The organism is Acinetobacter terrestris, from assembly GCF_004331155.1.
Lineage (GTDB): Bacteria > Pseudomonadota > Gammaproteobacteria > Pseudomonadales > Moraxellaceae > Acinetobacter > Acinetobacter terrestris.
The window spans coordinates 12,877-30,072 of sequence record NZ_SJNZ01000022.1 but is presented as its reverse complement, the minus strand read 5'-3'; the positions used below and the strand labels follow the sequence as shown (position 1 = coordinate 30,072).

The following is a 17,196-nucleotide window of genomic DNA, read 5'->3' as shown; positions in this document are numbered from 1 at the left end:
AAAATGAACACTGTTGCCCCGGTTGCAAATGTTGCCTAAGAAAAAACAGTCTATCTCTGATTTATTAGATATAGCCCCAGCATTGAGGCTTTTTTATAGTGAATTAAGAACTTTGATAAGTGATCAAATACTACTGAAAATGTAACTTTTGATACACCATTTTGAATAGACTTGTGCATCCCTTAACAGATTTTTGAACCCACGTTTTTTGCATTATTTGATTTTTTAATAGTGGCGTTTTTTTTATTTTAAACAACTTTATTTTTAATTTAAGTATTTAAAATTTAATATAAATATTAATTTTTTTAATTATTTTTTTAAAAATATTTAATATTTTTTTTGACGCTACAAGTAATACTTTTTCAGGTTGGCGTCACTTTTTTAACTCATTCAATTCTAATTTTAATTGATGTTTTATGCCAATACGAGAGTGAGTTTTTATAAGGAGACTTATATAAAAAACGTGAATAAATTTTATGTGGATGGGTCATATCAAGTAGATAAATTTGTTGTTTTTGATAATTTTTCTATGACAATTTATAGAAAGTTATTGTTTTGAAAATTATGTGAAAAGGCTAAGATACGGCGTCTAACAATATACTGATAAATTTGGATTGAGCATGACCCAAGTACAATTGCAGCAACTACAAAAACAACTTTGGAATATTGCCAATACTTTACGCGGAACCATGGGGGCAGATGAATTCCGTGATTACATTCTGGGGTTTATTTTCTTTAAATATTTATCGGAAAAGTCGGTTACTTTTGCCAATGATGTGCTGGATGGGGAAGAGGTCAGCTTTCTTGAACTTGATGAACAAAATCCTGAGCATGTACCTTATATCGAAGAAATTAAAAAGAATGCCATTGCCGAAGTCGGTTATGCGCTGACGCCAAAACAGCTGTTTCATACACTGGCACAGCGTGGTCGTCAGGGCGAATTCATTCTGGATGATTTAACTGCGACCTTAAAATCGATTGAACAAAGTACTTTAGGCACCGACTCTGCCGATGACTTTGCCAACCTGTTTGAAGATATTGATCTCAACTCCACCAAGCTTGGGAATAATGCCAGTGACCGTAATGAACTGGTGGCTAAAGTCCTCAGTCATTTAGACGATATTGATTTTGATATTTCCAATACCGAGGCCGATGTACTGGGTGATGCTTACGAATACCTGATTGGTGAGTTTGCATCAGGCGCGGGCAAGAAAGCCGGTGAATTCTATACACCACAAACAGTATCAACCTTACTGGCCAAGATTGTCACCCAAGGCAAGGAGCGCTTGCGTTCAGTCTATGATCCGACCTGTGGTTCGGGTTCGTTGTTGCTGCGGGTAAAACGTGAAGTTAAAGACGTAGATATGATCTACGGTCAGGAAATGAACCGTACCACCTACAACTTGGCGCGGATGAATATGATTTTGCATGATGTGCATTTTGCCAAGTTCGACATCAAGCAGGAAAACACCTTAACCCGACCGCAGCATTTAGAGCACAAGTTTGATGCAGTGGTAGCCAACCCGCCATTCTCTGCTAACTGGTCAGCCGATCCGTTATTTTTACAGGATGAACGCTTTGCTGCTTATGGCAAACTGGCGCCAAGCTCGAAAGCCGATATGGCTTTTGTGCAGCACATGCTGTATCAACTGGATGAGCATGGCACCATGGCGGTGGTGTTACCGCATGGCGTGTTGTTCCGTGGTTCCAGTGAGGGTGTGATTCGTCAGTACCTGATTGAACAGTTGAATGTGGTGGATACGATTATTGGTTTGCCGGCTAATATCTTCTATGGCACCTCGATTCCGACCTGTATTTTGGTGTTGAAGAAAAACCGTGAGCATAGCGGCAATATTCTGTTTATTGATGCCAGTAACGATTTTGAAAAGCAGAAGAATCAAAACAAGCTGTTGCCTGAGCATTTGGACAATATTATTGCGGCATTTAAAAACCGCCAAAACATTGAAAAATATTCCCATGTAGCAACTTTACAAGAAGTCAAAGACAACGATTACAACCTGAATATTCCGCGTTATGTCGATACCTTTGAAGCGGAAGCCGAGATTGATCTGGATGTAATTGCCCAACAGCTTCAACAGCTTGAAAAAGACAGTCAAAAAACCGATGCGGTAATTGCAGATTTCTGCAAAGAGCTTGGAATTGCTTCGCCTTTTGCGGAGGTGAAGTAATGGCTTCGCCTAAGTTAAGATTTAAAGAGTTTGGTAGGAATTGGTCTATCAAGCCTTTAAAAAATATTTGCAAGATCAATCAAGGTCTTCAAATTGCTATTGAAAATAGATTTACAGATGATGGTGAAAATAGATATTTCTATATTACAAATGAATTTTTGAGAGAAGGTGCAAAAAACACTTATTTTATTGAAAATCCTCCTCGTAATGTTATTTGTGATGAAAATGATATTTTAATGACAAGAACAGGTAATACTGGTCAAGTTGTTACAGATGTTAAGGGTGCTTTTCATAATAATTTTTTTAAAATAGATTTTGATAGAAGTATTATCAATAAAAACTTCTTTATTGAATTTCTAAAAAAAGATACAACTCAGCATCTTATTTTAAAATATGCAGGTGCTTCTACTATTCCTGATTTGAATCATTCAGATTTTTACCGAATAGTAATGCCTATTACAACTATTGAAGAACAAACCAAAATCGCTGCTTTTCTTTCTGCCGTGGATGAAAAGATCAGCCAACTCACGCAGAAACATACTCTACTGAGCCAATACAAACAAGGCATGATGCAAAAGCTGTTTAGTCAGCAGCTTCGTTTTAAAGCGGATGATGGCAGTGAGTTTGGAGAGTGGAAAAGTAAGACGCTTGGTGAAGTTGGTGAAAATATTATTGGATTAACTTACTCTCCAACAGATGTTACGAATGATGGTTCAGGCATTTTAGTTTTGCGTTCATCAAATATTAAAAATGGGCGATTGGATAAGAAAGATCAAGTGCGTGTAAATAAAAAGATCAAAGATAAAATCCTTGTTCAACCAAATGATATTCTAATTTGTACTAGAAATGGAAGTCAAAGGCTCATCGGAAAAAGTGTCATTATTAATGACAATGAAGTCATGACATTCGGTGCATTTATGTCTGTTTATCGAAGTCAATACAATCGTTTTATTGCTTACCTCATGCAAACACCGTGGTTTTTTGAACAGGTTCAGATGAATTTGGGAGCTCGTATTAACCAAATTACGACAGGTACTTTGAATGAATTCACTTTTGATTTTCCTTGCCTAGAAGAACAAACCAAAATCGCCAATTTCCTATCTGCCATCGACCAAAAAATTGAAGTCGTGGTACAGCAAATTGAACAAGCTAAAACTTGGAAAAAAGGTTTGTTACAGCAGATGTTTGTGTAGGGGGAGTGATGCAAGATACTGAAGAAAGATTGATTCATAAATATGAAAAAATTCTATTAGAGGCAAAACTCAATACCCCAAAAGAATCTGAGGCAACTATCTTCGATACCGCCTTTAGAAAGCATCATGAGAATCCTACAACTGAATTATTAGCATTTTTTACTGACCCAAATGAAGCGCATGACCTTGGTTTAATTTTCTACGAAAGTTTCATTAATTCATTAAAAGATATTAGTGATGAGTTAGAAGATTTAGATTTTGGTAGTTTTCAGAAAATAGGTGTTGAACAGACCGTAGCCGATCAGAAAAGAATTGATTTATGGCTCGAGACTGAAAAAACCTTAATTTTAGTAGAGCTAAAAATAAACCATAAGCAAAATAATCCTGTATCGCACTATGAAGCGTGGGGGAAAAAAGAAGCTAAATATGGAAATAAGCACTTAATCAAACTGGTTATCTGTTTAGATGGAACAACCAAATTTAAAAATTGGTACTGCATATCCTATTCACATTTAGCACAGCATATACGTACAACTTTAAGTAAATCTAGCTTTGAACGATCTTTGAGTAAATGGACTATTTTTGCTAGAGAATTTGTATTACATCTAATTAATTTGAAAGAAGTTTTAGAGACCGATATGAATACGATTGATTTTGTAATTAAAAATAATAAAGAGATTCAAGAGTTATTTGTATTAAGAGAAAAGGCTTATAAAGAAATTGAACAACATATTTTAAATGAATATGGGGCAGTATTTGAGGAGAAAAATTATAAGGTAGTCAGTGAGAGACGAGATAAAAAGGAAGCAAAGGCTTGGCGCTTTCAAAATTCAAAATTCAAATCCAATACTGATATCGCCTTATATTTATATTTTGATGAAAAACCTGCCTCTGAAGTTTGGTTATGTTTTGATTTAAATAAAAAAAATCAAGAAATGGTAAAAACTATTAATTCCAGAGTAAAAAAAGGTAAATATAAAAATCAGATAAATACAAAAAAAACGCATGAGCAAACTGATGAGAGTTATTTGAGTATTTGTTGGAACTTTAATGAGTTTGATTTAGCAGCAATAACAGAGCTAATTATTGAAAATCAAAAAATATTAAATCAAATTGAATTAGGGTAAGTTATGGCAGTACAAAGCGAATACCAACTTGAAAATCAACTGATTGGCCAGCTGCAGCAATTGGGTTATGCCTCAGTGACGCTCAAGGAAGAAAGCCAGCTCCTGTCGAACCTGAAAACCCAGATTGAACGCGCCAATGGACTTGCACCCCTGTCCGAAACCGAGTGGAAACAGGTCATTAGCTTTTTAAATACAGGCACTGTGTTTGAACGGGCCAAGAATCTGCGCGATCTGTTCCCGGTCAAGTTTGATGATGGCAGCAGCAGGCACATCTTTTTTCTGTCCGATGATCCCAGCAAAAACATCTATCAGGTCACCAATCAAATTACGGTGGATCACCGTGACTATAATGGCCGCACCAGCCGTTTTGATGTGACCATACTGGTGAACGGTTTGCCTTTGGTACAGATTGAACTGAAAAAGCGCGGGATGGAAATTGCTGAAGCCTTTAACCAGACCCAGCGTTATACCCGTGAAGCCTATTGGGCTGGACAAGGACTATTTAGTTTTGTGCAATTGTTTGTGATCAGTAATGGCGCCAATACCCGTTATTATTCTAACGGCACGACTGGCATCGAGTTTGCCTTTCCCTGGGCCGATGTCAGCAATAAACACATCAATGAAATTGTCGACTTTGCCGATACTTTTCTGAATCAGCAGCATATTACCCAAATGCTGACCCAATACATGGTGTTGCTAGAGACCACAAAATCTTTGATGGTCCTGCGCCCCTACCAAATTTATGCGGTGCAGAAGATTGTGCAGCATGTACAAAGCTCGGATCAGAACGGCTATATCTGGCACACTACCGGTTCAGGTAAAACCCTGACTTCATTTAAAGCCAGTCAAATCATCATGCAAATGCCTGATGTAGAAAAAGTCCTGTTTGTGGTTGACCGTAATGACCTTGATACGCAAACCTCAAGAGAATTCAATGCCTTTAAAGCAGAGAGTGTGGACAGTACCGATAACACGTCTACGTTGGTTAAACAGCTTGACCAACGTCATGACAAATTGATTGTAACTACTATCCAAAAACTCAATCGGGCCATTAGCACCGACCGTTATTTAGAATCCATTGATTATCTAAAAAATAAAAAAGTGGTATTTATCTTTGATGAATGTCATCGCAGTCAATTTGGTGAAACCCATCAGAATATCAAGAAGTTCTTTCGCAATGCCCAGATGTTTGGCTTTACCGGAACCCCGATCTTTGAGAAAAACAGTCAATCTAAAGCCGGCTTGAAACTTACTACAGACTACCTGTTCAATGAGTGTCTGCATCAGTATGTGATCGTGGATGCCATCCGTGACCGTAATGTATTGCAATTCCAGATCGATTATCGGGGTAAGTACACGAGTAAAGGTATGGCAACCAATGAAAGCTATGCTGAAGATGTAGAAGGGATTGATACCCGGGAGCTATACGATAATCCGCAGCGCCTGGAAATGATTGCGCGCTATATTGTCGAGACGCATGACACAAAAACCCGTAACCGTGAATTTACCGGGATGTTCTGTGTCAGTTCAGTAGATACACTGACCCAATATTACGACATCTTTGAAAAGGTACAGGCTGAAAAACAAATTGAAGATGAAGCACAAGGTCGGATATTTAAGCCTTTGACCATTGCAACCATCTTTTCCTACGCTGCAAATGAGGCTGTACCGACTGATGACTTAAATGGCTTGATTCATGAAGAAGCCGCAGATATTCCAAGTCAGGTCAATTCATCCAGTCGGGATAAGCTGGATCGCTACATTGCTAATTACAATCGACAGTTCAAAACTAACTACAACTCAGGTGATCAATTTTATGCGTATTACCGCGATATTGCACAGCGCGTAAAAAACAGGCAGATTGATATTTTAATCGTGGTCAATATGTTCCTGACTGGCTTTGACTCCAAACCTTTGAATACGTTGTATGTTGATAAAAATCTAAAATTTCATGGATTGATTCAAGCATTTTCTCGTACCAACCGTGTCTACAATGATAAAAAACCATTTGGCAATATCATCTGTTTCCGCAATCTGAAACGTGCAACGGATGAAGCACTGGCGCTATTTTCAAATAAAGAAATAACTAAAATTGTACTTGTTCCCAGCTATGCGGAAATCGAACAGGATTACCAAGCAGCGGTGAGCAAATTGTTTGCCTTAACACCTAATTACCAATCAGTCGATGATCTCGTCACAGAAGAACAGCAACTGGAATTTATTAAAGCTTTTCGTGAAGTGATGCGCTATAACGCGCAATTACAAACTTTTATTGAGTACGACCAAGACCAAACACAACTGGATAAGCAGCACTTCGCGAACTTCGCCTCTAAGTATGCTGACTTATGTCGTGCCGTTAGAAAGACTACTAAGAAAGAAAAAGTATCGATACTTAATGATGTCGATTTTCAGCTGGATTTACTGCACAGTGACCGCATCAATGTTGGCTATATCATCAACCTTCTACAGCTTGTTGTTGATACAGATTCAGAGGAAAAGCGTAAGAAGTACCAAGCGCAAATTTACGATCTAATCAGTAGCGATATTGGTTTGCACGATAAGCAAGACCTCATCCAAAAATTCATTGAAGAAAACATGCCTAAGATGATCAACGGCCAAAGCGTACAGGATGCCTTTGCACAATTTTGGGATATAGAAAAAGAGCAGGCTTACCAACAGCTTTGTGAACAGGAAAATCTAAAGCCTGAAGCGATGAAAGAAGTAATCGATCACTATGAATATACGCATCGTTTACCACGTAAAGAAGAATTGAAAGATTTACCGAACTATAAAGTAAAACTTTTTGAACGGGATAATGTCTTCACTAACTTGCTGGTCAAGACACGGCAGTTGATTGAGAGGTTTTATCTGGGGTTTTAAATATAGATAGCTATTGGTTTAAAGAAAAGTAATTTGTATCCATTATTAGGCTTAGGAACGGTGAAAACTGGTTATTTAAACAGTTTTGCATATTTAAAATTGATTACATCATCATTAAGCAATTGCTGAGTAAAATCGTATGGACTGATATGCTTTACTCGATTTGCATCTAAGTAGTCACTCCACCAATTCAGCATAGCTTTACGTTCTTCTAAGTATTCTGCTTGATGTGTATAAGCCAAACGTACTTGGTCGCGTTCTTGGTGACTCATTTGCTTTTCTACAGCTTCTTTTTGGAAGAGCGTACTTTGCACCAAGGCAGAACAAGCCATTCCCCTGAAGCCGTGTCCGCAGATATCTGTATTAGTGTCATAGCCGATACGGCGTAGCGTCTTATTAATTGTAGATTCACTAATAAAACCTTGAGGGTCTCCATTCTTTGGAAAGACATTTTTAGTCATGCCACTGTAAGGGTGAATCTCTTTTAGGATATCGATAACCTGAGGTGATAATGGAATTAAATGATCCATCTTCATTTTGGCACCCCGATTAGAAAATTTTTGTCCTGGAATAAACTCTCTTTCCCCTGGAATGATCCATATACCTTTTTGAAGATCAAGCTCACTCCAGCGTGCAAAACGGAACTCACTGGAACGTACAAACGTATGAAGTGCAAATGCCGTACATAATTTAGTGATAGGGTAGCCCTTATCATTTTCTAATTTTTGTAAAAGTTCGGGTAGTTGTTCTAAAGGTAATTGAGGGTGATGTTTAGACTTCTTTATTATTACAAAAACATCTTTTAGGAAGTAAGCAGGATTTTCTTCTATCAGACCGCGTGATATTGCATAAGAAAATATGCTGCTAAATCTTTGACGAGTTTTCTTTAATACTTCTGAATATCCAGATTCTTCAATGGAGCGTAAAACCTTAGCTAGGTCTATAGGCTTAACTGCATCTATCGACTGTTGCCCGATGATAGGGAAAACATAATCTTCTAAGTTCTTTAATGCTCTCTCGGCGGTATGTGCAATCCAGCGACCTGTCTTGCTATATTCCTTATGCCAGTCCCGAGCTATAACCTCAAAACTGTATGCATTATTTAATTTAGCCTTTTGTATTTCGCCGTGTTCAATTGGATCTATGCCATTAGCTATTAGTTCTTCTAATTCACGGCGCTTATCTCGGGCAGCTTTTAAGCTTAAAGCTGGGAAGTTGCCTAAAGTCATTAAGCCATCTTTACCGTTAGCTCTTTTATATTTAAATCGCCATACCTTTGAGCTGCTCTTTCGGATGAACAAAATAAGTCCATGACCATCATATAAAGAGTAGTCTTTTTCCTGTGGTTTTGCCCCAGTGCACTTGGAGTCAGATAACGGAATAGTCTTTTTGGCCATAATAGAATAAGGATACAAATTAAATAGAACTGTATATATCCTCAATCATATCCTTATATTTTGCAACTATATCCTTATATATTTACCTATATTCTTCTATGTTTTTGGTATATATGTATGAATATAAATGATTTTTAACTAAATTGTTTTATATTTTGCTATTGGGGTTGTGCGCCCTGCGGGAGTCGAACCCGCGTCGGTCACTTAGGAGGCAACTGCTCTATCCAGTTAAGCTAAGGGCACAATGCGCAGCTAATTTAGCGCAAATACTGATAAAAAAAAAGTTATTGTCGAAACAATAACTTTTTTAAATACTGATCTTTATGGTTTTTGCTTAAGATTTATTCATCTTGAGGACTTTAAATAGACCCAACATGATCACAATCCAGATCGGAATCATCAGTACAGATTCTTTAAAACCTTGCATCCACATAATATAAAGTACGGTCGCAATGAAGATGAGTACCAAATAATTACTGATTGGAGACCAAAGTGCAGGGAACTTGGTTTGGATAGAAGCTTGTTTAATCGCCTGTCTAAATTTCAAGTGCGTCAAGGTAATCATGGCCCAGTTGAGTACTAATGCACCCACCACCACATATATTAGATGGCTTAAGGCATTTTCTGGCACAAAGTAGTTTAAAAGTACACAACCAAAAATTAGCAGTGCTGAGAATAAAACAGCAGGGATAGGCACCCCTTGTTTATTTACTTTATTAAATACTTTAGGTGCATTGCCTTGTTGTGCTAAACCGTAAAGCATACGGCTATTGGCATACATACCGCTGTTATAAACAGACAGCGCCGCAGTCAAGATAATGAAATTCAATAAGTGAGCCGCCCAGCCAATCCCAAGTTGACTGAAAATCATTACAAATGGACTTTTATCCAGACCACCTAACTCAAGCTGATTCCATGGCACCAACGATAAAAGAATCGCCAATGAACCGATGTAGAACAGCAGAATACGGAAAACCACTTGGTTAATGGCTTTAGGAATGGTTTTTTCAGGATCTTTGGCTTCTGCTGCAGCCATCCCAATCAGCTCAATCCCGCCAAAAGCGAACATGAGGAAGGCAAGCATATAGAACAAGCCTTCAAAGCCATTCGGGAAGAAACCACCATGTGTCCAAAGATTGCTAAACGAAGAAGTTGAGCCTGCATCTGCGGTAAGCAGCAGATACACACCAAAGACAATCATGGAAATAACAGCGGTTACTTTGATGATGGAAAGCCAGAATTCCGATTCACCATAAAATTTCACATTGCCGAGATTGACCAAAGTAATGACAACGAAAAAGAACAGTACTGATGCCCATGCAGGAATAAAAGGCCACCAGTAATTAATATATTTGGCGACTGCAGTCAACTCTGTCATGGCCACCAAAATATATAAAATCCAGTAATTCCAACCCGCTAAAAAGCCGGGAAATTTCCCCCAATATTTAAAGGCAAAATGACTAAATGACCCTGCTACAGGCTCATGTACAATCATTTCCCCCAGTTGACGCATGATTAAAAATGCAATCAAACCACCAATGGCATAACCCAAAATGATGGAAGGACCTGCAGATTGAATCACCTGTGCGGAACCTAAGAATAAGCCTGTACCAATTGCTCCGCCCATGGCGATGAGTTGGATATGACGGTTCTTTAAGCCACGCTGAAGTGTAGAAGACTCGCTATTCAAAGTAATCAGCCCGACAATGGATAAGTGAAGTGATTGTAATGGATTGATTTGTATTAGCCTAGTACAACCCTAGTATGGTCATGATTATGTGAATAAGCGCAGGATATAATTTGTAAATAATTGATAAATGAATCAATAGATTAATTTTATTAATACAATGACTTGTAAGTTATAAATGTCTTTTATCAATAATGTTTGAGCGTATCTTTTTTATACTTAAGTCCTGTAGCGAAGGTTTTTAGTGAAAAAAGCATTATCATAAAAGTGATCAACATTTTCCGAATGTTGTTTAAAACAACGATAAGTATTAAGGATTAATGAAATGAGTTTTGCTCCACAAATCAAGATTCCAGCAACTTATATGCGCGGTGGTACCAGTAAAGGGGTTTTCTTTAAACTCGATGACTTGCCGGAAGCAGCACAGCAGCCTGGAACCGTTCGCGATCAACTGTTATTGCGTGTGATTGGCAGTCCAGATCCATACGGCAAGCAAATTGATGGTATGGGTGGAGCAAGTTCAAGTACCAGTAAAACCGTGATTTTGGCGAAAAGTTCACAACCCGATCATGATGTGGATTATTTATTTGGACAGGTCGCAATTGATCAGCCTTTTGTCGACTGGAGTGGTAACTGCGGAAACTTAACGGCTGCAGTAGGCTCATTTGCGATTTCCAATGGCTTGGTCAGTGCGGAACGTATTCCTGAAAATGGCATATGTACGGTACGAATCTGGCAAGTGAATATTCAAAAAACTATTATTGCGTATGTACCCATCACGAATAGTCAAGTGCAAGAAACCGGGGATTTTGAACTCGATGGCGTGACCTTCCCTGCAGCAGAAGTTCAAATTGAATTCCTCGATCCTGCCGATGATGGCGAAGAGGGCGGTGCCATGTTCCCAACTGGAAATGTGGTCGATACTTTTGAAGTTCCCAACATCGGCACTTTTCAAGCCACGTTTATCAATGCCGGTATTCCGACCATCTTCTTAAATGCCGAAGATATTGGCTATGCAGGTACTGAATTGCAAGATGCGATTAATGGTGATGCTCAGGCACTGACACGTTTTGAAACCATTCGTGCCTATGGTGCAAAACATATGGGTTTGATCCAGGACATTTCCGAAGCTGAAAAACGCCAGCACACCCCGAAAATTGCCTTTGTGTCTAAACCTAAAGCTTATACATCTTCAAGCGGTAAAGACATTCAAACTACAGATGTCGATTTACTGGTTCGTGCCTTGTCGATGGGCAAACTGCACCATGCCATGATGGGCACAGCCGCTGTTGCCATTGGCACTGCCGCTGCAATTCCGGGAACATTGGTCAATTTGGCTGCGGGTGGGGGAGCGCGTGAAGCAGTACGTTTTGGTCATCCTTCAGGGACCTTACGTGTCGGTGCAGAAGCGGTTCAGGAAAATGGACAATGGCAGGTGAAGAAGGCGGTGATGAGCCGTAGCGCACGCGTGCTGATGGAAGGCTGGGTTCGTATTCCAGAAGATAGCCTGAAGTAGTAAACAAGATAGAGAAACTTGCGAGAAAGCAGTATCATGAGTCGCAAGTTCTCTGTCGATGATGACAAGAGCGCTGTATATTAGATCAATCATGAATTTCTGATGTTTAGATCTACGAACCAAAGCAAAGTATTCGAGGCGAATGTGTCATCTTTAACTGACGTACATGCAAATGTATTAACCCAAGCACAGCAACGTATTCAACACGATTTATTGACGGCATTAGACGCATTTTCCATTCCGGAACCGCTGAAAGGCGCTGTGCATCATGCGGTGATGCTCGGTGGGAAACGTGTACGTCCGGCGCTTTGTTATGCAACAGCGGCCATAAAGCCCAATGCAAATTTCGCTGCGGTACGTCGTGCGGCAGTAGCGATTGAAATGATTCATTGCTATTCATTGGCACATGATGATTTGCCGTGTATGGACAATGATTTACTGCGTCGCGGTCAGCCAACCTGTCATGTGGCTTTTGGTGAAGATACAGCCTTACTTGCCGGCGATCTTTTGCAGTCGATGGCCTTTGAAATATTAGGCAGTCGTCTGTTTGATCAAGGTCCTGCGGTTGCTCCATCCATTGTATTAAAACAGATGCAAATTTTGGCGACTGCCAGTTCAAAAATGGTTTGTGGTCAGGTACTGGATTTACAAGCCGAAGGCAAGCATGTCAATCAGGAAGCTTTGGAAAATATTCACCGTAATAAAACCGGCGCTTTAATTTCTGCGGCAGTGATGATGGCTGCAGTATGTGTGTTTGAAGGCACCGATCAGGCGATTCCTAAATTACGGGAATATGCGCAAGCGATTGGACTGGCTTTTCAGGTGCAAGATGACATTCTGGATATTATTTCCGATACAGAAGTGTTGGGAAAAACTGCCGGTAAAGACCAGCAAGTTGATAAATCGACTTATCCTGCATTGATGGGTTTGGAAAAGGCCCAAGCTTATGCCAAAGAATTGCACGATCAGGCTTTTAGTGCTTTGGAAATTTTTGCTGAAAATGCAGCTGAACTGAATCAGATTTCACAGTTTTTATTGTCGCGCAAAAGTTAAATACTGGGCTTTAGAAGCGTGTGATTTAGAAAAATTGAATTAAAAAAAGAGGACATGGAGTCCTCTTTTTTATACGCTAAAGATTATTTGCTAAAGACTATTTAGAGTCTTGATATAAACGATCACCTTCATCGAAGCGTGTGGTGATTTCTTCGGTGGGTGCTTTACCCATTAAGCTGACCACGATAATGGCAATTAGTGAGCAAATGAAACCTGGAATAATTTCATACAGCCCGGTCGCACTAAACATATTTTTCCAGAGAATGACCACAACCGCACCCATCAGCATACCGGTAAGTGCGCCATTTAGCGTCATGCGGCGCCAGAACAATGACAGAATAATCAGTGGACCGAAGGCAGCGCCGAAGCCAGCCCAAGCGTAAGCTACTAAGCCGAGGACTTTAGATTCAGGATTTCCTGCCATCCAGATTGCAAGCAGGGCAATCAATAGCACCATCAAGCGACCAATCCAGACCAATTCTTTTTGCGTTGCATTTTTGCGTAAGAATGATTTGTAAAAGTCCTCAGTCAAGGTACTTGAGCACACCAGTAACTGGCAGCTTAAGGTACTCATCACCGCGGCTAAAATGGCAGCCAAGACAATTCCGGCAATCCATGGATTAAACAGAATTTTGGTCAGTTCCATGAACACCGTTTCTGGATTGGCAGTTACCGCACCGGCGAGTTCAGGGTGTTGCTGGAAGTAGGCAATACCAAAGAAACCGGCAGCAACCGCACCGCCTAAGCAAAGAATCATCCAGGTCATGCCAATACGACGTGCATTTGGAATGGAGGTAACTGAATCTGCAGCCATAAAACGCACCAGAATATGCGGCTGACCAAAGTAACCCAAGCCCCAAGCCAGTAATGAAATAATGGCAACAAAGCTTAAATTGCCAATCACGTCGGTTGCCTGTGGGCGGGCAGCTTCAAGTGCCAAAGTTACTTGGTTCATATCGGCAAAGCTTAATACTGCAACCACAGGAGTCAGCAACAAGGCAAAAATCATCAGGGTTGCTTGAATGGTATCGGTCCAGCTGACTGCCAAGAAGCCACCAATAAATACATAACTGATGGTGGCAATTGCACTGACCCAAAGCGCCGTGCTATAGGACATGTCAAACATGCTTTCAAACAGACGTGCGCCTGCAACCATGCCTGAAGCACAGTAAATGGCAAAGAAAATCAAAATAATGAAAGCAGAAGCAATACGCAGAATTTTCTTCTGATCGTTAAAACGGTTGGAGAAATAGTCTGGCAAGGTCAAGGCATTGTGCTGAACTTCGGTGTGAACACGAAGACGTCCGGCAACCAGTCGCCAGTTCAGCCATGCGCCAATAATCAAGCCAATGGCAATCCATATTTCAGACAAACCTGAAAGATAAATTGCGCCAGGCAGTCCCATGAGCAACCAGCCACTCATATCTGAAGCACCGGCAGAAAGCGCTGTTACGAAACTACCTAAACGACGACCCCCCAAAATGTAATCAGAGAAGTTGGCTGTCGCGCGATAAGCCATGAGGCCAATCACAATCATGGCGACAATATAAAAAAGAAAGGTAATTAAGGTCGGATTCAGGGAGCTCATACGGTATCCATTTACAAGGTGGACAGTAGATCGAAACAAAGGCTTGGATAAAGAAGCACAAATAATTTCAAAAAATAACGCGAAATTTAATCATAATTTCACAATGATTGCAGAGTTTTTCTCAACTCGAATAAAAATAGACAGCCAATGCCGTCTATTTTATAGAAAAAATGCAAACCTTTATGGATTACGACCCATCACGCCACGAATGGTGTTCATGATATCTGCAGGCAACACCACAGTTTTGGCATTGTTAGATTTCGCCATCTCTTGCATGGCTTTGACATACTGTTCACCCAGCAGGTAGGCAACCGGAATTTCTTTATCGCCAACCGCAGAAGTAATCATCTCAATGGCACGTTGTGATGATTCAGCCAAGACCACCTGTGCTTCAGCATCACGACGTGAAGCTTCCAAACGGCCATCTGCTTCTAAAATAGCCGCCTGTTTTTCACCATCTGCCTTGGTCACGGTTGCACGGCGCTGACGTTCAGCCGCAGCTTGCGCTTCCATCGCAGATTGCATGGTGCTTGATGGTTGAATATCTTGAATTTCGACAGTCTTTAGCGTAATACCCCAATCAGAAATATCATCAGAAATAGCGGCTTTCAGTTTGGCCTTAATATGATCACGTGATGATAAGGCATCATCCAGATCCATTTCACCAACGATAGAACGCAATGAAGTCTGTACCAGATTTTGAATGGCCCAGGTATAGTTTTCAATACCGTAGACCGCTTTTTCTGGTGTGGTGATATTGATATACGCCATGGCATTCATCAGTAAAACGGCGTTATCACGGGTAATCACTTCTTGAGAAGGAATATCCATCACGATGTCTTTGGTGGTGACTTTATAAGCGACTTCATCGACATAAGGAATCACAAAACTCAGACCCGGTGTCAGGGTGGTATGATATTTACCCAGACGCTGCACAATCCATTTATACCCTTGGGGAACAATGCGTACCCCTTTAAAAATGGTAACACCTGCAAAAACCAGGATGGCTAAAACAATAATAGAACCACCAGACATGTTATTTCCTCGCTTTATATATTTTCATTATGTGAATGGTGGGGCTTGACCACAAGATCGTTACCGAGAATATCGATCACGCGAACCCGGTCACCGACCTGAACCGGTTCTAAGCTACGGCAGTTCCATTCGTCAGAGCCCAAAACCGGCATGGGGAAACGCACGGTAATCAGGTCATGTTCCATATGGGTTTGAATGACCATGCCAACCTGACCAATGGTCGCCTCACGGGATAAACCGGCTTTGGTTTTATCGGTTGAAAGCGGCTTGATAAATTTAAACCAGAGTAAGGTGCACAGCACGGACAGGATAATCCAGGTGACCAGTTGCATGGTGAAGCCCATCATCGGGAACAGCCAAAGTAAAACACCCACCATGATGGCAGCGATGCCAAACCATAGTGCAGCAAAAGCGGGGAGTACTAATTCAGAAAGAATGAGCAAAACACCCAATACAAACCAATGCCAAGGTTCGAAAGCAAATTCCATACATCTACTCGTGTATTGTTAAAATTGATATAGATAACCAAGCGTCTATATCAATCTAGCAGATGAGTAAGTCTTTGAATATTAAAAAAGCATCTTTTTTAGATTTTGGCTTTGGGCGCTGCTTTAAACGCGGCGGGCGACTTTTTAAAATCGGTAATGGCTTTTTCAATCGCAATAATTTTCAGTTGGGTGGCTTTTTCACCTTCTAAAATAGACTGATTGCTGGCTTTTAAATCCAGGGTGCCCAAGTGTCCCACTTTAGGCTGAATCACCACAGTCGCCTGACTGAGTTCTTCATTGATACTTTGCTGTCCCATAATATTAATGGTCTGATCGAGCAGGCCCCACATATTCAGCGGTCTGCCACCGACTGGCCGTGCAGAAATATCCACTGCAATCACAATATCCGCACCCATATCTTTCGCGGTTTTCACCGGAATTGGACTTACCAGCCCACCATCAACATATTGTTTCCCGCCAATTGTTGCAGGGACGAATACATTCGGAATACTGCATGAAGCACGAACCGCCTGACCTGCATTGCCTTTAATAAATTCAGCTTTACGACCGGTGTCGAGGCGCGTTGCAACAGCTGCAAAACGAATCGGGAACTGTTCAATCGGTTTATTGGCAATGTGCTTGTTGACATAGTTTTGCAATTTTTGGCCTTGTACAACCCCTTGACTGTTTAAGGTTAAATCACGAATGTCGGATTCTTTTAAGGTCAGGGCAATTTGCTGCAGTTGGTAGGGCGTTTTACCACTGGCGTAAATACTGCCGACAAAACTACCGGCACTGGTACCTGTGACAATTTTTGGTTTAATGCCATGCGATTCCAAAACTTTCAATACCCCAATATGGGCAAAACCTTTGGCTCCACCGCCCCCCAGAGCAATGGCAATTACGGGTTCACGTGCTTTTATGGTTGTTGTTTGCGTTGGCGTTTTAATGGCTTTATCACAGCCCATCAGGCTAAGCGCAAGGAGACCCATAAAAGAATATTGCACAAACTTCATAATTAAAATTGGACATCAAATAGACAA

11 protein-coding genes, 1 tRNA gene and 2 pseudogenes are annotated in these 17,196 nt (G+C 40.5%); 7 read left to right on the top strand and 7 right to left on the bottom strand.

The window, feature by feature from the left end; all coding sequences use genetic code 11:
• Positions 1-620 precede the first annotated feature (620 nt).
• From E0H81_RS12105 to E0H81_RS12090, 5 genes and pseudogenes are all read left to right on the top strand, one after another.
• On the top strand, positions 621-2,189 hold the full coding sequence (locus E0H81_RS12105; RefSeq protein WP_131319205.1) for a type I restriction-modification system subunit M: 1,569 nt from the start codon (positions 621-623) through the stop codon (positions 2,187-2,189).
• Positions 2,189-2,662, top strand: a pseudogene (locus E0H81_RS16425) (restriction endonuclease subunit S); the annotation flags it as partial. The gene E0H81_RS12105 and the pseudogene E0H81_RS16425, both read left to right, overlap by 1 nt.
• Positions 2,657-3,382: pseudogene (locus tag E0H81_RS16420) on the top strand (restriction endonuclease subunit S); the annotation flags it as partial. The pseudogenes E0H81_RS16425 and E0H81_RS16420, both read left to right, overlap by 6 nt.
• 8 nt (positions 3,383-3,390) lie before the next feature.
• Positions 3,391-4,509, top strand: coding sequence for a PD-(D/E)XK nuclease family protein (locus E0H81_RS12095; RefSeq protein ID WP_131319200.1), 1,119 nt, complete (start codon positions 3,391-3,393; stop codon positions 4,507-4,509).
• A gap of 3 nt (positions 4,510-4,512) precedes the next feature.
• Positions 4,513-7,389 (top strand): type I restriction endonuclease subunit R, encoded by a 2,877-nt coding sequence (locus tag E0H81_RS12090; RefSeq protein ID WP_131319198.1) that lies wholly within the window; start codon positions 4,513-4,515, stop codon positions 7,387-7,389.
• Positions 7,390-7,460: 71 nt separating this feature from the next.
• Here E0H81_RS12090 and E0H81_RS12085 read toward each other — a convergent pair whose 3' ends face one another.
• The 3 genes from E0H81_RS12085 to E0H81_RS12075 all read right to left on the bottom strand — a co-directional run bounded on the left by E0H81_RS12085 (position 7,461) and on the right by E0H81_RS12075 (position 10,476).
• A complete protein-coding gene (locus tag E0H81_RS12085) occupies positions 7,461-8,786 on the bottom strand; it encodes a tyrosine-type recombinase/integrase (protein WP_131319196.1) in 1,326 nt (441 codons plus the stop codon).
• 170 nt (positions 8,787-8,956) lie between these two features.
• Positions 8,957-9,029: transfer RNA gene (locus E0H81_RS12080), tRNA-Arg, on the bottom strand.
• Positions 9,030-9,120: 91 nt separating this feature from the next.
• Positions 9,121-10,476: an amino acid permease gene (locus E0H81_RS12075; RefSeq protein ID WP_131266969.1), complete on the bottom strand. Its 1,356-nt coding sequence runs from the start codon at positions 10,474-10,476 to the stop codon at positions 9,121-9,123.
• Between the two features lie 322 nt (positions 10,477-10,798).
• On the opposite strand from E0H81_RS12075, the gene prpF reads away from it, so the two are divergent.
• Positions 10,799-11,989, top strand: coding sequence for a 2-methylaconitate cis-trans isomerase PrpF (gene prpF, locus E0H81_RS12070; protein WP_131319194.1), 1,191 nt, complete (start codon positions 10,799-10,801; stop codon positions 11,987-11,989).
• Between the two features lie 144 nt (positions 11,990-12,133).
• Positions 12,134-13,042: a polyprenyl synthetase family protein gene (locus E0H81_RS12065; RefSeq protein WP_131319238.1), complete on the top strand. Its 909-nt coding sequence runs from the start codon at positions 12,134-12,136 to the stop codon at positions 13,040-13,042.
• 97 nt (positions 13,043-13,139) lie between these two features.
• On the opposite strand, the gene putP is transcribed toward E0H81_RS12065, so the two are convergent.
• From putP to E0H81_RS12045, 4 genes are all read right to left on the bottom strand, one after another.
• Positions 13,140-14,630, bottom strand: coding sequence for a sodium/proline symporter PutP (putP, locus tag E0H81_RS12060; RefSeq protein ID WP_131319192.1), 1,491 nt, complete (start codon positions 14,628-14,630; stop codon positions 13,140-13,142).
• A gap of 180 nt (positions 14,631-14,810) precedes the next feature.
• Positions 14,811-15,665 (bottom strand): SPFH domain-containing protein, encoded by an 855-nt coding sequence (locus E0H81_RS12055; protein WP_131319191.1) that lies wholly within the window; start codon positions 15,663-15,665, stop codon positions 14,811-14,813.
• A 14-nt stretch (positions 15,666-15,679) separates the two neighbouring features.
• A complete protein-coding gene (locus E0H81_RS12050) occupies positions 15,680-16,153 on the bottom strand; it encodes an NfeD family protein (protein WP_131266958.1) in 474 nt (157 codons plus the stop codon).
• A 98-nt stretch (positions 16,154-16,251) separates the two neighbouring features.
• Positions 16,252-17,169: a patatin-like phospholipase family protein gene (locus E0H81_RS12045; protein WP_131266956.1), complete on the bottom strand. Its 918-nt coding sequence runs from the start codon at positions 17,167-17,169 to the stop codon at positions 16,252-16,254.
• Positions 17,170-17,196 lie beyond the last annotated feature (27 nt).